The sequence below is a fragment of the Microvirga aerilata genome (assembly GCF_016743775.1).
GTDB classification, from domain to species: Bacteria; Pseudomonadota; Alphaproteobacteria; order Rhizobiales; family Beijerinckiaceae; genus Microvirga; species Microvirga aerilata.
This window is the reverse complement of record NZ_JAEQMY010000001.1, coordinates 161,845-177,363: the sequence shown is the minus strand read 5'-3', so window position 1 is coordinate 177,363 and position 15,519 is coordinate 161,845. Positions and strand designations below refer to the sequence as shown.

Genomic DNA, 15,519 nt, shown 5'->3' with positions numbered 1-15,519 from the left:
TTGATCAAACGCTCCGGCAAGAGGAGAGTTGCACAAAGTTGCAGGAAGAATGCTCGACTTTGGTCTGCCGGGTGAAGCAGCCTGTTGGAGCCGTGCCCCAACCGGCTGTTCGGGCGTGACAAGTCACCTAGGTTTTGCTCTAGCTTCTGTCAAAACTGTACGGAACATCGGACAAGGGATGGAAATGCTCGAGAGTGTCCTGATCGCCAACCGCGGCGAGATCGCCTGCCGCATCATCCGTACCGCCCAGCGGCTGGGAATGCGCACGGTCGCGGTTTATTCGGAAGCCGACGCAGGGGCGCTCTTCGTTCAAATGGCGGACGAGGCGCACCCTATCGGTCCGCCGCCCGCCCGCGAGAGCTATCTTCAGATCGACAGGATCATCGAGGTCGCCAAGCGGACGAAGGCGGCCTCCATCCATCCCGGCTACGGATTCCTCTCGGAGCGGGCCGAGTTCGCAGAGGCCTGTGCCAAGAACGGCATCGTCTTCGTCGGCCCGCCGGCTTCCGCCATCAAGGCCATGGGCTTGAAGGACGCCGCCAAGGCCCTGGTTCAGCAGGCTCAGGTGCCGGTCGTCCCAGGATACCACGGGTCCAAGCAGGAGCCGGACTTCCTGCGTCAGAAAGCCTATGAGATCGGCTATCCGGTTCTCATCAAAGCCGTTGCGGGCGGCGGCGGCAAGGGCATGAGGCGGGTCGAGAAGGCTGCGGACTTCGATGCCGCCCTGGAGAGCGCCCAGCGCGAGGCGCAGAATTCCTTCGGCGACCCGCGCGTGCTGGTGGAGAAATACATTCTCTCGCCGCGTCATATCGAGATCCAGGTTTTTGCGGATGGTCACGGCAACGTGGTGCACTTGTTCGAGCGCGATTGCTCGCTGCAGCGCCGCCACCAGAAGGTGATCGAGGAGGCGCCCGCGCCAGGCATGACCCCCGAGATGCGCCAGGGGATGGGACAGGCGGCCGTCGAGGCCGCCCGTGCCGTCGGTTATGTCGGCGCGGGCACGGTCGAGTTCATCGCCGACGGCCGCGAGGGCCTGCGCCCCGACCGGTTCTATTTCATGGAAATGAATACCCGCTTGCAGGTGGAGCATCCCGTCACGGAGGCGATCACCGGGCTCGATCTCGTGGAGTTGCAGTTCCGCGTGGCGTCCGGTGAAAAGCTGCCGTTTTCGCAGGATGATCTCGCGATCAACGGCCATGCAGTTGAAGCCCGCCTTTACGCGGAAGACCCGGAAAAGGAGTTTCTGCCATCCACCGGCAAGCTCTGGGCACTGGAGTTTCCGGAAGGCGAGGGGATCCGCATCGACACGGGCGTCGAGGCGGGAGCCGAGGTGACGCCTTTTTACGATCCGATGATCGCAAAGGTCATCGCGCATGGCGCAACGCGCGACGAGGCCTTGACGATGCTCGCGGACGCGCTTGGCGAGACAGTTGTTGCGGGCCCCAGAACCAATGCCGCGTTCCTGAAGAAGCTGTGCGAGGCCGAAGGTTTCAGGGCGGGGCAGTTCGACACCGGCTTCATCGACCGCAATCTCGAAAGCCTTGGAGCAGGCCCACAGCCTGCTGACGATGTCGCCGTATCGTTCGGTGCGGCTGCCCTTATCTCGCGCGAGATCGACCGCTTGCGCATGTCCGAGCTTCAGAAAAGCGATGAGCCCTCGTCTCCGTGGTCGGCACCTGACGGTTTCCAGCTTCTTGGAGTGCGCAGCGTTGGAGTGCCGCTCCTCGTCGATGGGGAACGTGCCGAGGCCCGCGAGGTGTTCAGCACCGAGCACCAGGGAGCCAGCACCGTCGCTTTCGGGAGCAGCGACCCCTGGGCCGACGAGCAGGTCGACCGTGAAATCGACGCTCCTCACGGGGTGTACGTTCTCAGGAACGGTCGTCAAACCCTTGTGCAGCCTTACGATCCCTTCGATGTCGATCTCGAACACATGGACGAGGGCGGCTCCGTGAAGGCGCCGATGCACGGCAAGCTCATTGCCGTGTTCGTGCTGCCAGGCGAACGGGTGGAAAAGGGACAGCGCCTTGCCATTGTCGAAGCGATGAAGATGGAGCACGTGCTCGTGGCGCCCTCCAACGCCGAGATCGCTGAAATCGCGGCCGAGCCGGGTGCTCAGGTTGCGGAAGGGGCACGCTTGATCGTGCTGAAAACGGAGGAGTAGCCTGCGGCGCATCGCCGGGTTTCGCATCCAGCGCGCGCATGGTTGAACACGGATATGGCACTTCACCTGATCAAACTCTGCGTCGGCTGCGACTCGATCACCGATCTCGAGGGATGGATCGAGGAAAACCGTTCGCTCCATCGGCGTCTCGGACGCGCTTACGAGCAGACGCACACCACCCGCATGGTGCCAAAGCGCGTGGATGAGCTGCTGGACGACGGCTCGCTCTTTTGGGTTATCAAGGGGCAGGTCGCGGCTCGCCAGAAGCTTCTCGAAGTCCGTCCCTTCACGGATGGCGATGGAATCGGCCGCTGCCATCTGGTTTTGGAGCCCAAGGTCGTTGCCGTTGAACCGCGCCCCTACAGACCTTTTCAGGGCTGGCGCTATCTTGTCGCCAAGGACGCTCCGCGCGATATCGACCTCAAGGCCGGTGACCTCGCCAAAATGCCCGAGGACATGCGCCGAGAGCTTGCGGAGCTTGGTCTCCTGTAACTTATGTGAATCCCCGGAGGCGCCCTATGAAGCTCCTGACCGGCCTTTCCGTTTTCCTGCTTGCAGCCGGCGGCTCCGCCGTTGCGAAAGAGTGCCGCATGCCTGACATCCCGCCAGGTGTCCAGGTGCAGTTGCCGCCGGGATGCGACAACGCGGTCCGTACCGGACGTCCCGACAGCGATAAGCTGAATGATGCCAAGGGCAACCAGGGTTTCATCGATCTGGGAAACGGCACCCGGATCCGTGTCAATGGGCGCGTTCGGGCGGAATACGGGGTTCGCCGCTAGCCTTTTTTGCTGGGGATCTCCGGGGATCTTCTTGGAACCGCGCTGCCTCGAATAGCATTGGCTCAGCAGTTCAGTTGAGTGGAGGTTCCGATGCTCCTGTCCGCATCCGAAGGCCGGCACTGGCGTTATGAAGTCTGTGAGCATGAGGACGGCTATCTGGTCCAAATGCGTGATTTGACGACGGGCGATTTGGACGAGGAATTCTCCACCATCTTCCGCACCCTCCCTGTCGCTTTTGCGTATGCCGAGATGTCGGCAGCCTATGAGCGTTATGCGGCCTCCGAACTCGAGCACGTGGAGGATGATCAGATTGAGATCGATGTCGAGGCAACTGAGCGCCACTTCATCGACCTGAGCGACCGGCTGCACGACTCGGGCATTAACGGCATCGTCGTGCAGGCTTGGGAGCGGGAGAGCCAGCGCAGCCCGGCACGACTGCTCCACTAAAAACCGCAAGCCGTGGCTTCAACCGGCCGGCCACCGATTCGCGGTTGCGCGGCAACTGGGGAACTCTAGCATCGCTCCATCGCGACTCATGCCGATGATGGAGTTCCCATGACCGATCTCTCCGCCTTCCCGATCGCAACCCGCTGGCCGGCCCAGCATCCCGACAGGATCCAGCTTTATTCCACCCCCACCCCCAACGGGGTGAAGGTCTCCATCCTGCTGGAGGAGCTTGGGCTGCCTTACGAGCCCCATTTCATCGACATCGGCAAGAACGAGACCTGGACCCCTGAATTCCTGTCCTTGAATCCGAACGGGAAGATTCCGGCGATCATCGATCCCGACGGCCCCGCAGGCCGGCCGCTCGCCCTGTTCGAATCCGGCGCCATCCTCCTTTATCTGGCCGAGAAGACCGGCCGGTTCCTGCCGTCCGAACCCGCTTTGCGTTATGAGACGATCCAGTGGGTCTTCTTCCAGATGGCGGCGGTCGGACCTATGTTCGGGCAACTCGGCTTCTTCCACAAATTTGCCGGCCGGGAGATCGAGGACAAGCGTCCGCTCGAACGGTACCGCAATGAATCCAAGCGCTTGCTGGGCGTTCTCGAAACCCGCCTCGAAGGGCGCAACTGGGTCATGGGCGACGATTACACCGTTGCCGACATCTCCCTTCTTGGCTGGGTGCGCAATCTGGTTGGCTTCTACGGGGCAGGCGAACTGGTCGAGTTCGGAAGCCTCACCCATGTTCCGGCTTGGCTTGAGCGGGGCTTGGCGCGTCCGGCGGTCCAGCGCGGCCTCGACAGCCCCAAGCGGCCGGCATAGCCGTTCTGCCGCGCCCCATTCGACGAGGGGGGCAATTTACATCCGCTCCATCCCGGCCCACATGTTGGGTAGGGAAGAAAACAGATGATGCTGCTTTATGGAATCGCGGCGGTTGCCGCCGTCTGGTGGCTCGCCAAGACGTTCACGCGCACCGACTCGGCCGCCTTGGCGAAAAGCCTCAAGGTTGTCGCAGGGGTGGCCGCCCTTGGGGCGGCCGTCCTCCTCGGCATCAGGGGGCGCTTCGACATGGCGCTTCTGCTCGGAGGCTTCGGCGCCTGGTCTCTGGGATGGAGCGGCCTGAACATTCCGGGACCTTGGCGCAAGTTCCAGCAGGCCCCGGGGCGGTTCTCGCGGATCCGGTCCGCCATGATCGAGATGGAAATCGATCACGCGACCGGGGGCGTCGAGGGCAGCATTCTCGTTGGCGCCTTTGCGGGCCGGCGTCTGTCGAGCCTAGACCCGCAGAGCCTGCGCCGCCTCTATGACGAGTGCAGCGCTCACGATCCCCAGGGTGTTCCCCTCCTAGAGGCTTATCTTGATCGCCGGTTTTCCGGCTGGCGTGAAAACGCTCAGGGAGATCGTGACACGCGGACGCGCACCCATGCGCAGTCGGGCATAATGACGAAAGAAGAAGCCTATCAGATCCTGGGGCTTCAGCCGGGTGCGAGCCTCGATGAGATCCGAAAAGCGCATCGGACGCTGATGAAGAAGCTCCATCCCGACCAGGGAGGGACGGCGTATCTCGCTGCTCGCGTGAACGAGGCGAGAGAAGTCTTGCTGAGCCGACATCGCTGATACTCCACGCGCGATCCGGTGATGTGAGCTGCGACGGCACAAACACACGTGCCGTCGCAAGGTTCGTCAGGTCCTGATCAGCCGCGGGATGCGAAGCAGTTCACGCCGCCCTTCTTCAGCTGCTTGCAGGCTTTGGCGGCATCGTCGGATTCGGAGAAGCCGGAGAAGCGGGCGCGGTAGAGGGTGCTGCCGTCAACGGTCACCTTCTCCGTGAAGGGCGAGGCCTTGCCAAGGACCTTGCCGAAGCGGCCACGGGCCGTATCGAGCATGGCCTTTGCCTTGGTCTCGTCATCCGTCGCGCCGAGCTGGATGACCCAACCCGTAACAGTCGGACGCTCGACCTTCTTCTCAGCCGGTTCGGTCTTGGACGTATCAACCTTGATGGCGGCGGCTTTGGTCGCCTGGGGTGTCGCCGGAGCAGGCTCTGCGGCCTTGGGTTCGATCTTGGCCTGCAGTGCAGCCCTCTGGGCCGGCGGAATGACGGCGGGGGCTGCCTGAGCCGGCAGGGCGGCATAAGCCTGAGCGTTCAGGGGCAGGGGCTCCTGACCCTTCTGCCAACGGACAGAGGAGGGTGTCGTCGTGGAGCTGGCGCCGGTTGCGGAGGCAACGACCGGGCGCAGGGTGTTCAGGTCGAGCGGCTTGCGCTCAGGAGCGGGCTGGGGAGCCGGAACCTGCGGGGTGGCGGAGGCGACCTTCACGGGGGCCAGGACGGGAGATGGCTCGACTACCCGCTGGACCGGAGCTTCGGCCACCATGGCCGGCTGCTGCGAGTTCTCGAGGACGGGAGGCGCGACCCGGGAGCCCGCGTAGGCCCGCGGCAGATGGTTGTCGATCAAGCCCGCCATCTTCACATCGCGCGAGGCCCCGGAGCGGCCGCCGAGCACGACGGCGACGATGCTGCGGGTGTCCGTGTTGACCGAGGTCAGCAGGTTGAAGCCGGACAGACGGGTGTAGCCGGTCTTGATGCCGTCGACGCCTTCGACCTTGCCGAGGAGGCGGTTGTGGCCGCGAATGGTGCGCTGGCCGTATTGGAACGAGCGCGTCTGGAAATAGGCGAAATATTTTGGGAAGCGGTCCTGGATGGCGCGCCCGAGCACCGACAGGTCGCGGGCCGTCGTGATGTTGGGCGGGGAATGGGGCAGGCCGTGCGGATTGTAGAAGGCGGTCGAGCTCATGCCAAGCTCCCGAGCCTTGCGGGTCATCATCTGCGCGAACGCTTCTTCAGAGCCGGCAACGTTTTCGGCTACCACCACGGACACGTCGTTCGCCGAGAGGGTGACCATGGCCTTGATCGCGTCGTCAACCTCGATGGTCGAACCCGGGCGCAGGCCTAGCTTGGTCGGGGGCTGGCTGGCCGCGTAGGCCGAGACCGCCAGCGGCGTGTTCAGGCTCATGCGCCCGCGCTCAAGCTGCTCGAACAGCAGGTAGAGGCTCATCACCTTGGTGATGGAGGCGGGAATGCGAGGCTCGTCGATGTTCTCGCCCTGCAGGATCTTGCCGGTCTTGGCATCGACGACGATGGAGGCCGACAGGGGGGCATAGCCGCCGCCCATGGCTCTGACCTTGCGACGGGCCGCCTCGGCGGGGGCAGTGAAGGCTACGGCAACAGACGCGACGATACCAACAAGAGCCCATGTCTTTCGGCGTCCAATCCAAACCGAATTCATGTTGCAAAAATCCCTGTTTCGTTTGGTTTTAGGCCCGTGCGCCCAGCCCTCCTAAAGGGGACCGTTGCCGGCGCAACACATCCTCTGACGGTAAGGGGATGCGGTTACGGGGGGGTTAACAGGGATGGTTAAGAAGAAGCGGCTGTTGTGCAGTGCACAATAGAACTTGACATATATTTGTGCAGTGCACATAGTGTCTCCGTCAGCCGCCCAGCGGCGTCACAAATTCTTAACGCCTTATTTTCGAGGTTCACAATGCTTCAGCCGTTCGCCCAAATCCAGAAGTTCGGCCAGGACAACCTGGATGCCACCATGAAGGCCCTTGGCGCTTTCTCCAGCAACAGCCAGGCCATCGCGACCGAGACGACGGAATTTGCCCGCAAGTCCTTCGAGCAGACCTCGGCTACGGTCGAGAAGCTGCTCGGCGTCCAGACCCTGGACAAGGCCGTGGAGATCCAGACGGCCTTCGTGAAGAGCGCCTATGAGAGCTTCGTGAGCCAATCGACCAAGATGGGCGCGCTCTATTCCGCCCTCGCGACCGAGACGGTCAAGCCTTACGAAGGCCTCCTGAAGAAGGCGACGGCCGCCTAAGGCCCAAGCCGCACCAGAGCTTCGAACCAACGCCCGGCCGAAAGGCCGGGCGTTTTGCATTGGGGCAGCCATGCACCGCAGGCTCGGCTGTGCCATTGCGCTCCTCGCGCAGGAGTGACCAAGATGTCGCTCTTTTCCCGGGCGCTGCGACCACCCATCTGGTTGATCTAGCGAACCGAATGGAGCGACTATACATTTGGCTCTGTGCTTGTGGCTCGAAACAGGATGCGGGCCATGGGGCTAGGACCAAGAAGAGAAGAAGGGGCGGTCACTCGATCATGCTGCGGTTAGCTCAGGATACTTCGACCCCGCTGGAGCAGTTTCCCATTTCGGCTGCAGGCGGGGCGCAGCCCCCTGGAGGGGATGATGGCGGACGCTCCAACACGGCCATCATCACGAAAACCAAACCGCGCACGAAACGGCCGAACCTTTACCGCGTTCTCCTCTTGAACGATGATTACACCCCGATGGAGTTCGTGGTGCATGTGCTGGAGCGTTTCTTCAACAAGAACCGGGAGGATGCGACCCGGATCATGTTGCACGTGCACCAGAACGGCGTGGGGGAGTGTGGAGTTTTTACGTACGAAGTCGCGGAGACGAAGGTGACCCAGGTGATGGATTTCGCCCGGAAGCACCAGCACCCTCTGCAATGTGTAATGGAAAAGAATTAGCCGAGCCCCGTCTCATAAAGGACAAGCCGTTGCCGAGCTTTTCTCGCAGTCTTGAACAAGCCCTTCACCGAGCCCTCGCTCTCGCAGGCGAGCGACGCCACGAATATGCAACCCTCGAACACCTCCTCCTGGCCCTGATCGACGACCAGGATGCGGCCGCCGTCATGCGGGCCTGCAATGTCGACATCGAAGTTCTTCGCCGCAATCTGGCGGATTACGTGGACAGCGAACTTGCCAACCTCGTGGCTGACGGGCGCCAGGATTCCAAGCCGACGGCCGGTTTCCAGCGCGTGATCCAGCGGGCGGTGATCCATGTCCAGTCCTCCGGCCGCGACGAGGTGACGGGCGCGAACGTGCTGGTGGCGATCTTCGCCGAGCGCGAGAGCCACGCTGCCTACTTCCTGCAGGAGCAGGACATGACCCGTTACGACGCGGTCAACTACATCAGCCATGGCATCGCCAAGCGTCCGGGCCTCACCGAGAGCCGCTCTCCGCGCGGTTCCGAGGAGGAGGCGTCGAACGAGCGTCCGACGCAGGATGAGGGCGACGCACGCCAGAAGAAAAAGGGCGACGCCCTCGACGCTTACTGCGTCAACCTGAACAAGAAGGCGAAGGAAGGCCGCATCGATCCGCTGATCGGCCGCGAGTCGGAGGTGCAGCGCACCATCCAGGTCCTGTGCCGTCGCCAAAAGAACAACCCGCTTCTCGTCGGCGAGCCTGGCGTCGGCAAGACCGCCATCGCGGAAGGCCTTGCCCGCAAGATCGTTCAGGGCGAGGTCCCCGAGGTCCTGAAGGGCGCGACCGTATTCTCCCTCGACATGGGCACGCTGCTCGCCGGCACCCGCTACCGGGGCGACTTCGAAGAGCGCCTGAAGCAGGTGATGAAGGAGATCGAGGCGCATCCGAACGCCATCATGTTCATCGATGAGATTCATACGGTGATCGGCGCGGGAGCCACCTCGGGCGGGGCCATGGATGCCTCGAACCTCCTGAAGCCGGCCTTGGCTCAAGGCAGCCTCCGCTGCATCGGCTCGACCACCTACAAGGAATACCGCCAGTATTTCGAGAAGGACCGGGCCCTCGTGCGTCGCTTCCAGAAGATCGACGTGAACGAGCCGTCCGTGCCGGATGCCATCGAGATCGTGAAAGGCCTCAAGCCCTATTTCGAGGACTTCCACAAGCTCAAGTACACCAACGACGCCGTGAAGGCGGCGGTGGAGCTGTCCGCCCGCTACATCAACGACCGGAAGCTGCCGGACAAGGCGATCGACGTGATCGACGAGACCGGCGCGTCCCAGATGCTCCTGCCCGAAGGCCGTCGCAAGAAGACCATCGGCATCAAGGAGATCGAGGCGACCATCGCCACCATGGCGCGCATCCCGCCCAAGACCGTATCGAAGGACGATGCCGAGGTGCTCGCGCACCTGCAGGACACCCTGAAGCGAGTGGTCTACGGGCAGGACAAGGCCATCGAGGCGCTGTCCTCGGCGATCAAGCTGGCCCGCGCCGGCCTGCGCGACGCGGAGAAGCCCATCGGCTCCTACCTCTTTGCCGGCCCTACGGGCGTCGGCAAGACCGAGGTTGCCAAGCAGCTTGCCACGTCGCTGGGCGTCGAGCTCCTGCGCTTCGACATGTCGGAGTACATGGAGCGGCATACGGTCAGCCGCCTGATCGGCGCGCCTCCCGGCTATGTGGGCTTCGACCAGGGCGGTCTCCTGACCGACGGCATCGACCAGCATCCCCATTGCGTGCTCCTGCTCGACGAGATCGAGAAGGCGCATCCGGATCTGTTCAATATCCTGCTCCAGGTCATGGATCACGGGAAGCTGACGGACCACAACGGCAAGCAGGTCGACTTCCGCAACGTGATCATCATCATGACCACGAATGCGGGTGCCGCCGACATGGCCCGCCCGGCATACGGCTTCACCCGCACCAAGCGGGAGGGTGACGATACCGAGGCCGTGAACAAGCTGTTCACGCCGGAGTTCCGCAACCGCCTCGATGCCATCATCTCGTTCGGCCATCTGCCGAAGGAAGTGGTTCAGAAGGTTGTCGACAAGTTCGTGATGCAACTCGACGTTCAGCTCGCCGACCGCAACGTGTCGATCGAGCTCACCGACGAGGCCCGCGACTGGCTGGTCGAGCATGGCTACGACGAGGCCATGGGCGCTCGCCCCATGGGCCGCCTGATCCAGACAACCATCAAGACGCCGCTGGCGGACGAGGTGCTCTTCGGGCGCCTCAAGGATGGCGGTGCGGTCAAGGTCATCGTCAAGACGGACGAGATCGGCCTTCAGAGCCTTGGGTTCGAATATGTCGAGGGCCCGGTCAAGCCGAAGCCCGAGAAGGACGTGACCAACGCCGCCAAGAAGAAGCCACGGGCCAAGTCCGCTTCATCGAAGACGAAAAAGTCGGTGAAGCCGAAGGGATCCGATGGTAATGGTGGCGGCGGTGGTGTTCGCACCGTTCCCAAGGTTCCGCTGGTTAGAGCATGACGAGTGAAATACACGAGGGCCCGCTCGAGGCCTCCCGCACCCTGGATGCTCCGGCGCAGCTGTCATGGCGTGAAAAGCGCTATCAGCGCCGCCGCCGGCGGGTCTGGTTCGAGGAAATCCTGGGCTGGGTCCTCGTGCCGGTCATCGTGCTGGGCTGCTACTGGATGATCGATCTGGCCCTGAATGCAGTCGGCACCTCGCCAGCCGCCATCATGGAAGGGATCGAGGCCGTTATCTCGAGTCTTTGAGGCCGAACGGGCTTTCTAAATGGCTCTCTTGAAAACCAAGCCGTACCGGATCTCACGGATCCGGTACGGCTTTTTTCGTAAGCGGTGTCAAGCGAGTGAGGCGTCCACGGTGCAGATGACGCCCGCCGGAGCAAACTGGATCTTCGCTTCCCCATCCAGGTCTTGGGCCAGGCTGCGCTCAATGAGGCGGGTGCCGAAACCGCGCCGCGTGGGTGGCTCGACGGCAGGTCCCCCGCTTTCGGTCCAGCTGAGATGCAGGCGGCGTTCGTGACCTGAATGCCTGGCCGACCATGCGATGTGAACCTGGCCCTCGGCACCGGAAAGGGCGCCGTACTTGACCGCGTTGGTGGCAAGCTCCTGCAGGGCCATGGCGAAAGCAAGAGCCATGCGCGGGGAAAGGCGCACATCCGGGCCCTTCATGTGCAGCCGGTTCTCCCGCTCATGACGGTAGGGAGCCATGGCTTCAGCGACAATCTCCTTGAGGCTGGCGCTTTCCCAGTTTTCCCGCGTCAGCACATCATGCGCCCGGGACAAGGCGAAGAGGCGCGCCTCGATAGCGGAGCGGGCATCCTCCTTGGTATGAGCGTTGCGCAGGGTTTGCGAGGCGATTGACTGGACGGTGGCGAGGGTGTTCTTCACCCGGTGGTTCAATTCATTGATCAGAAGCTGCTGATGCTGCTCGGCCTGCTTCTCCTGATCGATGTCGACGGCCGCCACGACGCCGGCAACAATGGTGCCCTCCGCATTTCGGATCGGCGCAGCGGCAAACCGCATCCAGGCCACGGTGTCATCCCCGCGGCGGTACAGGTATTCCTGGCCTTCCGTGATCTCCCCAGTCTGGATTGCGCGCGCAATCGGATAGTCCTGAGGAGCGGTCGGGCTTCCGTCCGGGTGGTGGACTCTCCATTGCCCGTAGGCTTCGAAGTCGGGCGTGGGATGGATCGGATGGCGGAAGATGCGTTCTGCCTGCGGGTTGCCGGTCACCACGCGGCCTGAGGGCGCTTCGGCAATGATGATGCCGACTGGAACGTTGTCGAGCACAGCCTTCAGCCGCGCTTCGCTGGCGCGCAGGGCCTCCGAAGCCTTCTGCCGCTCCGTTATGTCCCGGTAGAACGAAGCCACGCCCCCATCTTCGACAGGAAAGACGCGCAGTTCCAGCCATACGTCATGAATGTCGGAGACGTACCGGTGTTCGAGCGAGACCGGCACCCGCTCGTTCATAGCTCTTCGGTATGCATCCTCGACAGGGGTCCCGACGGAGTGGGGCCACAGCTCCCAGTGAGTCCGGCCCAGGATCTCCTCCGCAGCCCTGCTGTCGATCCTCAGGGCTTCATCGTTGATCTGCAGAATTCGGAATTCCCGGTCGAGGAGAAGGAAGCCCTCCGTCATTCCCCTCAGAACGCCGTTGGCTCGCGCTTCGCTCTCGCGAAGGGCCGCCTCGGCCCTTTTGGCTTCCGTGACGTCGCTGCCTTCCGCAAACACGCCGGAGACCCGGCCATGGGCATCCTTGATCGGCTGGTAGACGAAGTCGACGAAGCGCTCTTCAGGCTCGCTGTCGGGCTCCCGCTGAAGGGTCACGGCGATACCGCGGCCGACGAACGGTTCTCCGGTCTGATAAACCCTGTTCAGGAGTTCGTTGAAGCCCTGTTCCGCCACCTCCGGCAGCGCCTCCAGCACCGGCTTGCCGAGAATGTCCCTGTGGCCGACGAGCTGGTAATAGGAGGAATTGACCATCTCGAAGATGTGCTCCGGACCCCGGAGCATGGCCATGAAGCCGGGCGCTTGGTGAAACAGCTCGCGCAGCCGCTCGCTTTCCGTTGCAAGCCTTCGCTCCATCAGGACTTTGTCGGTTGCCTCGATGGCAGCGCAGAACATGCCTGCAATGGCGCCTTCGTCATCGTGCACCGGATTGTAGGAGAAGGTGAAGTAGGCATCCTCCGGATAGCCGTTTCGCTCCATGGGGATCAGAAGATCCTCATGCCAGCTGGCCTCGCCGGCAAGCGTGCTGTCGACAAGAGGCTTGATCTGCTCCCAAATATCCGACCACACCTCGGCGAAGGGCTGCCCCAGGGCATGGGGATGTTTGGCGCCGAAGATGGGCGCGTAGTCGTCATTGTAGAGGAAGACGAGTTGAGGTCCCCAGGCGATGAACATGGCCTGCTTGGCGTTGAGCATGAGACGAACGAGGGTTCGCAGGGATTGCGGCCATGTCTCGGGCAAGCCCAACGGCGACGCGGACCAGTCGTAGGCGCGCATCAGCGCCCCCATCCGGCCGCCGCCTGCAAGGAAATCGGGATTCGCCGCCCCGGCCCCGTCGGTCCGCTTGGCGAGCATTGTAGGCTCAGGCGACGTCATAAGGATCCCGATGGTGCGGCATTCCCGTTCCTTCGGGAGTTGCGGAATACAGGCAACAAGTGGCAGGTTTCACGCTATTTGGTGCAGAGACGGTCATTGGCGAGATGGATCGCCCGGAAACTCGTCTGAGGTGATGGGGGCGTCGACCCGGCAGTTGAGCCCTGGTTCCAGGAATTCGACCGACACCTGCCCGCCCAAGTCCTGCGCCAGACTGCGCTGGATGAGGCGGGTCCCGAAACCGCGGCGCGTTGGAGGTTTGACGGCAGGCCCTCCGGTCTCGGTCCATTCCAAGTGCAGGCGGGGTTGGCCATCAACCCTCTCAAGGCTCCAGGCGATGTGGACCTGACCCACCGCATTGGAGAGAGCGCCGTATTTGACCGCATTCGTGGCAAGCTCCTGCAGAGCCATGGCGATGGCCATGGCCATGCGCGGGGAAAGACGTATGTCGGGCCCCTGCGCATGCAGACGGTTTTCCCGCTCATGACGATACGGTGCCAAGGCCACCCGAACGATCTCCGACAGGCCCGCTCCTTCCCAGTTCTCGCGGGTCAAGACGTCATGGGCGCGGGACAGAGCGAACAGCCGGGCTTCCAAGGCCGAGCGTGCCTCCTCCATCGAGTCGGCGTTGCGCAGCGTCTGCGAGGCGACGGATTGGACGGTGGCCAGGGTGTTCTTCACCCGGTGGTTCAGCTCGTTGATGAGAAGCTGCTGATGCTCCTCCCAACGCTTACGCTCCGTGATGTCCATGATCACCCCGCGGGAGCGGAGGATGCGGCCCTCTTCGTCCCGGAGATACTCGCCCACTCCATTTACCCATCTGATCGTGCCGCCGGGCAGAAGCAGGCGGAGGGTCCATTCGAAGCCCCGAAGGCCGGTATCGGCATGGTCCCGGTCCCGCTTGCCGAAAACTTTCGCCACGTCGTCGGGATGATAACGGCTGCGGATGTCCGCTAGGGTGAGCACATGATCGGGCGGATAGCCGTAAAGTTCGCTAAGGCGAGGGGAGGGGTTCATCCTGCCCTTGATGTGATCGAAGTCGAAGATGGCCAATGAGCCCGCCTCGAGAGCGGCCATCAGCTCCGCTTCCCTTTCCAGCAGGGCCTCCTCGGCTTCCTTGCGGTCGGTGATATCCAGAAGAACACCGACCGTTCGGGTCGGCATCCCATCGGGACCGATCAGCATCTCGGCGCGCATCAGGAACCAGCGCAGGGCCCCGTCGACTCTGTAGAAGCGGTATTCGACCTCGAAGAACCGCTCACCTTTTCTGAGAGATCCCAGGGCTGCTTCGGTCAGTCGCGCGCGGTCTCCCGGATAATAGCGCTCGCGAATCTCCGCGATATTCAGCTGTGCGTCTGCCGGATATCCCAGGAGGCGATTGAGCTCGGGGCTCGCCGTAATCTGATCGGTGGCCGTGTGGTGCTCCCAGACGGCCATGCGCCCGGCATCGATGGCAAGACGCAGGCGGTCCTCGCTGGCGCGCAGCGCAGCCTCCGAGCGGACCCGCTCGACGGCATCCCAGGTTCGCTCGGCTACATCCCTGACGAGCTTGGCTTCGGTGTCGCTCCAGAGGCGGGGCGTCCGGTTGTGCACGTAGAGGGCGGCCACCATCCGCCCCCGCTTGATCAGGCTGACCGTTATGACGGCAGATGTCGCAAGGTACGCGAAGGCGGCCAGATGGTCCGGTGAATTGGTGCGGGGATCGGTGGCAACGTCGTTGACGACCAGGGGCTCCGCCCGCTTGAGGGCAGAGTGTATCTCTGGGCCGAAAGCCGCAAGGTCGTGGGTTCCGGTCTGGTGCGCGACCGTGCCGTCGGTCCAGTTCCGCTCCGTGGTGAAGTAGCGCGCTGTCTCCTCGACCTCTCCGTAGCCGACGCGGCTGGTCTTGAGATGCTCACCCAGCATCTCCTGTGCGGTTGCGATCACCTCGATTGGCTCGTTTAGGCCCCGCAGGCGATCGCTCAGGCGGACGAGAAATTCGAGCCTTTGCTCGCCCTGTACCTTCGCGGTCGTTTCGTGAATGATGCAGAGGAGGCCCACGGCCACGCCGGTCTCGTCATGGATCGGGCTGTAGGAGAAGGTCCACCACGTCTGTTCCGGGTAACCCTTGCGCTCGAGAGTAAGCGGCAGGTCCTCGAAGTAGCTCGCCTCCCCGGCGAGGGCCCGTTCCACAATCGGACCCAGGACATCCCAAGCCTCCGGCCAGATCTCCTGAAAGGGACGTCCGAGGGACTCGGGCTTTACGCCCAGGACCGGCCTGTAAGCGTCATTGTAGAAAGCTGTCAGTTCCGGTCCCCAGACCATGAAGGTCGGGAACTTCGAGCGGAGCATCATGCCCACGGCCGTCCGCAGGGACTGGGGCCACATGCCGATGGCGCCGATCGGGGTTGCCGACCAGTCGTGACAGCGGATGCGCTCACCCATGGTACCGCTGTTCGCCAGGAAGTCAGGCTGAAGCATGATGCTGTTCATCAGGCTTGCTCGCGAGGCAGGC

At 63.0% G+C, this 15,519-nt stretch carries 13 protein-coding genes; 10 read left to right on the top strand and 3 right to left on the bottom strand.

Annotation, left to right across the window (positions count from 1 at the left end; all coding sequences use genetic code 11):
* Positions 1–184 precede the first annotated feature (184 nt).
* From JKG68_RS00860 to JKG68_RS00835, 6 genes are all read left to right on the top strand, one after another.
* Positions 185–2,161 carry an acetyl/propionyl/methylcrotonyl-CoA carboxylase subunit alpha gene (locus JKG68_RS00860; protein ID WP_202055195.1) on the top strand — a complete coding sequence of 659 codons (1,977 nt, stop codon included), beginning with the start codon at positions 185–187 and terminating at the stop codon, positions 2,159–2,161.
* Between the two features lie 54 nt (positions 2,162–2,215).
* Positions 2,216–2,653 (top strand): DUF1489 family protein, encoded by a 438-nt coding sequence (locus JKG68_RS00855; protein WP_202055194.1) that lies wholly within the window; start codon positions 2,216–2,218, stop codon positions 2,651–2,653.
* A 26-nt stretch (positions 2,654–2,679) separates the two neighbouring features.
* On the top strand, positions 2,680–2,940 hold the full coding sequence (locus JKG68_RS00850; RefSeq protein WP_202055193.1) for a hypothetical protein: 261 nt from the start codon (positions 2,680–2,682) through the stop codon (positions 2,938–2,940).
* A 90-nt stretch (positions 2,941–3,030) separates the two neighbouring features.
* On the top strand, positions 3,031–3,387 hold the full coding sequence (locus JKG68_RS00845) for a hypothetical protein (protein WP_202055192.1): 357 nt from the start codon (positions 3,031–3,033) through the stop codon (positions 3,385–3,387).
* A gap of 108 nt (positions 3,388–3,495) precedes the next feature.
* Positions 3,496–4,203 carry a glutathione S-transferase N-terminal domain-containing protein gene (locus tag JKG68_RS00840; protein ID WP_202055191.1) on the top strand — a complete coding sequence of 236 codons (708 nt, stop codon included), beginning with the start codon at positions 3,496–3,498 and terminating at the stop codon, positions 4,201–4,203.
* 84 nt (positions 4,204–4,287) lie between these two features.
* Positions 4,288–4,998, top strand: coding sequence for a DnaJ domain-containing protein (locus tag JKG68_RS00835; RefSeq protein WP_202055190.1), 711 nt, complete (start codon positions 4,288–4,290; stop codon positions 4,996–4,998).
* 77 nt (positions 4,999–5,075) lie between these two features.
* Here JKG68_RS00835 and JKG68_RS00830 read toward each other — a convergent pair whose 3' ends face one another.
* Positions 5,076–6,665, bottom strand: coding sequence for an SPOR domain-containing protein (locus JKG68_RS00830; protein WP_202055189.1), 1,590 nt, complete (start codon positions 6,663–6,665; stop codon positions 5,076–5,078).
* 255 nt (positions 6,666–6,920) lie between these two features.
* Here JKG68_RS00830 and JKG68_RS00825 point away from each other — a divergent pair, with 255 nt between their 5' ends.
* From JKG68_RS00825 to JKG68_RS00810, 4 genes are all read left to right on the top strand, one after another.
* The gene (locus JKG68_RS00825) at positions 6,921–7,256 is read left to right on the top strand and encodes a phasin family protein (RefSeq protein WP_202055188.1); all 336 of its coding nucleotides are present in this window, start codon (positions 6,921–6,923) and stop codon (positions 7,254–7,256) included.
* 278 nt (positions 7,257–7,534) lie between these two features.
* A complete protein-coding gene (gene clpS / locus JKG68_RS00820) occupies positions 7,535–7,927 on the top strand; it encodes an ATP-dependent Clp protease adapter ClpS (RefSeq protein ID WP_246514991.1) in 393 nt (130 codons plus the stop codon).
* A gap of 29 nt (positions 7,928–7,956) precedes the next feature.
* A complete protein-coding gene (gene clpA, locus JKG68_RS00815; RefSeq protein WP_202055187.1) occupies positions 7,957–10,425 on the top strand; it encodes an ATP-dependent Clp protease ATP-binding subunit ClpA in 2,469 nt (822 codons plus the stop codon).
* Complete coding sequence (locus JKG68_RS00810; protein WP_202055186.1) at positions 10,422–10,673, top strand: hypothetical protein; 252 nt, start codon at positions 10,422–10,424, stop codon at positions 10,671–10,673. Before clpA ends, JKG68_RS00810 begins: the two co-directional genes overlap by 4 nt.
* A gap of 87 nt (positions 10,674–10,760) precedes the next feature.
* Here the strand turns inward: JKG68_RS00810 and JKG68_RS00805 are convergent, their stop codons facing one another.
* Both JKG68_RS00805 and JKG68_RS00800 read right to left on the bottom strand, forming a co-directional pair.
* Positions 10,761–13,007, bottom strand: coding sequence for a PAS domain-containing sensor histidine kinase (locus JKG68_RS00805; protein ID WP_202055185.1), 2,247 nt, complete (start codon positions 13,005–13,007; stop codon positions 10,761–10,763).
* Positions 13,008–13,121: 114 nt separating this feature from the next.
* Entirely contained in the window at positions 13,122–15,485 is a 2,364-nt protein-coding gene (locus JKG68_RS00800) for an HWE histidine kinase domain-containing protein (RefSeq protein ID WP_202055184.1), read from the bottom strand.
* Between the last annotated feature and the right edge of the window lie 34 nt (positions 15,486–15,519).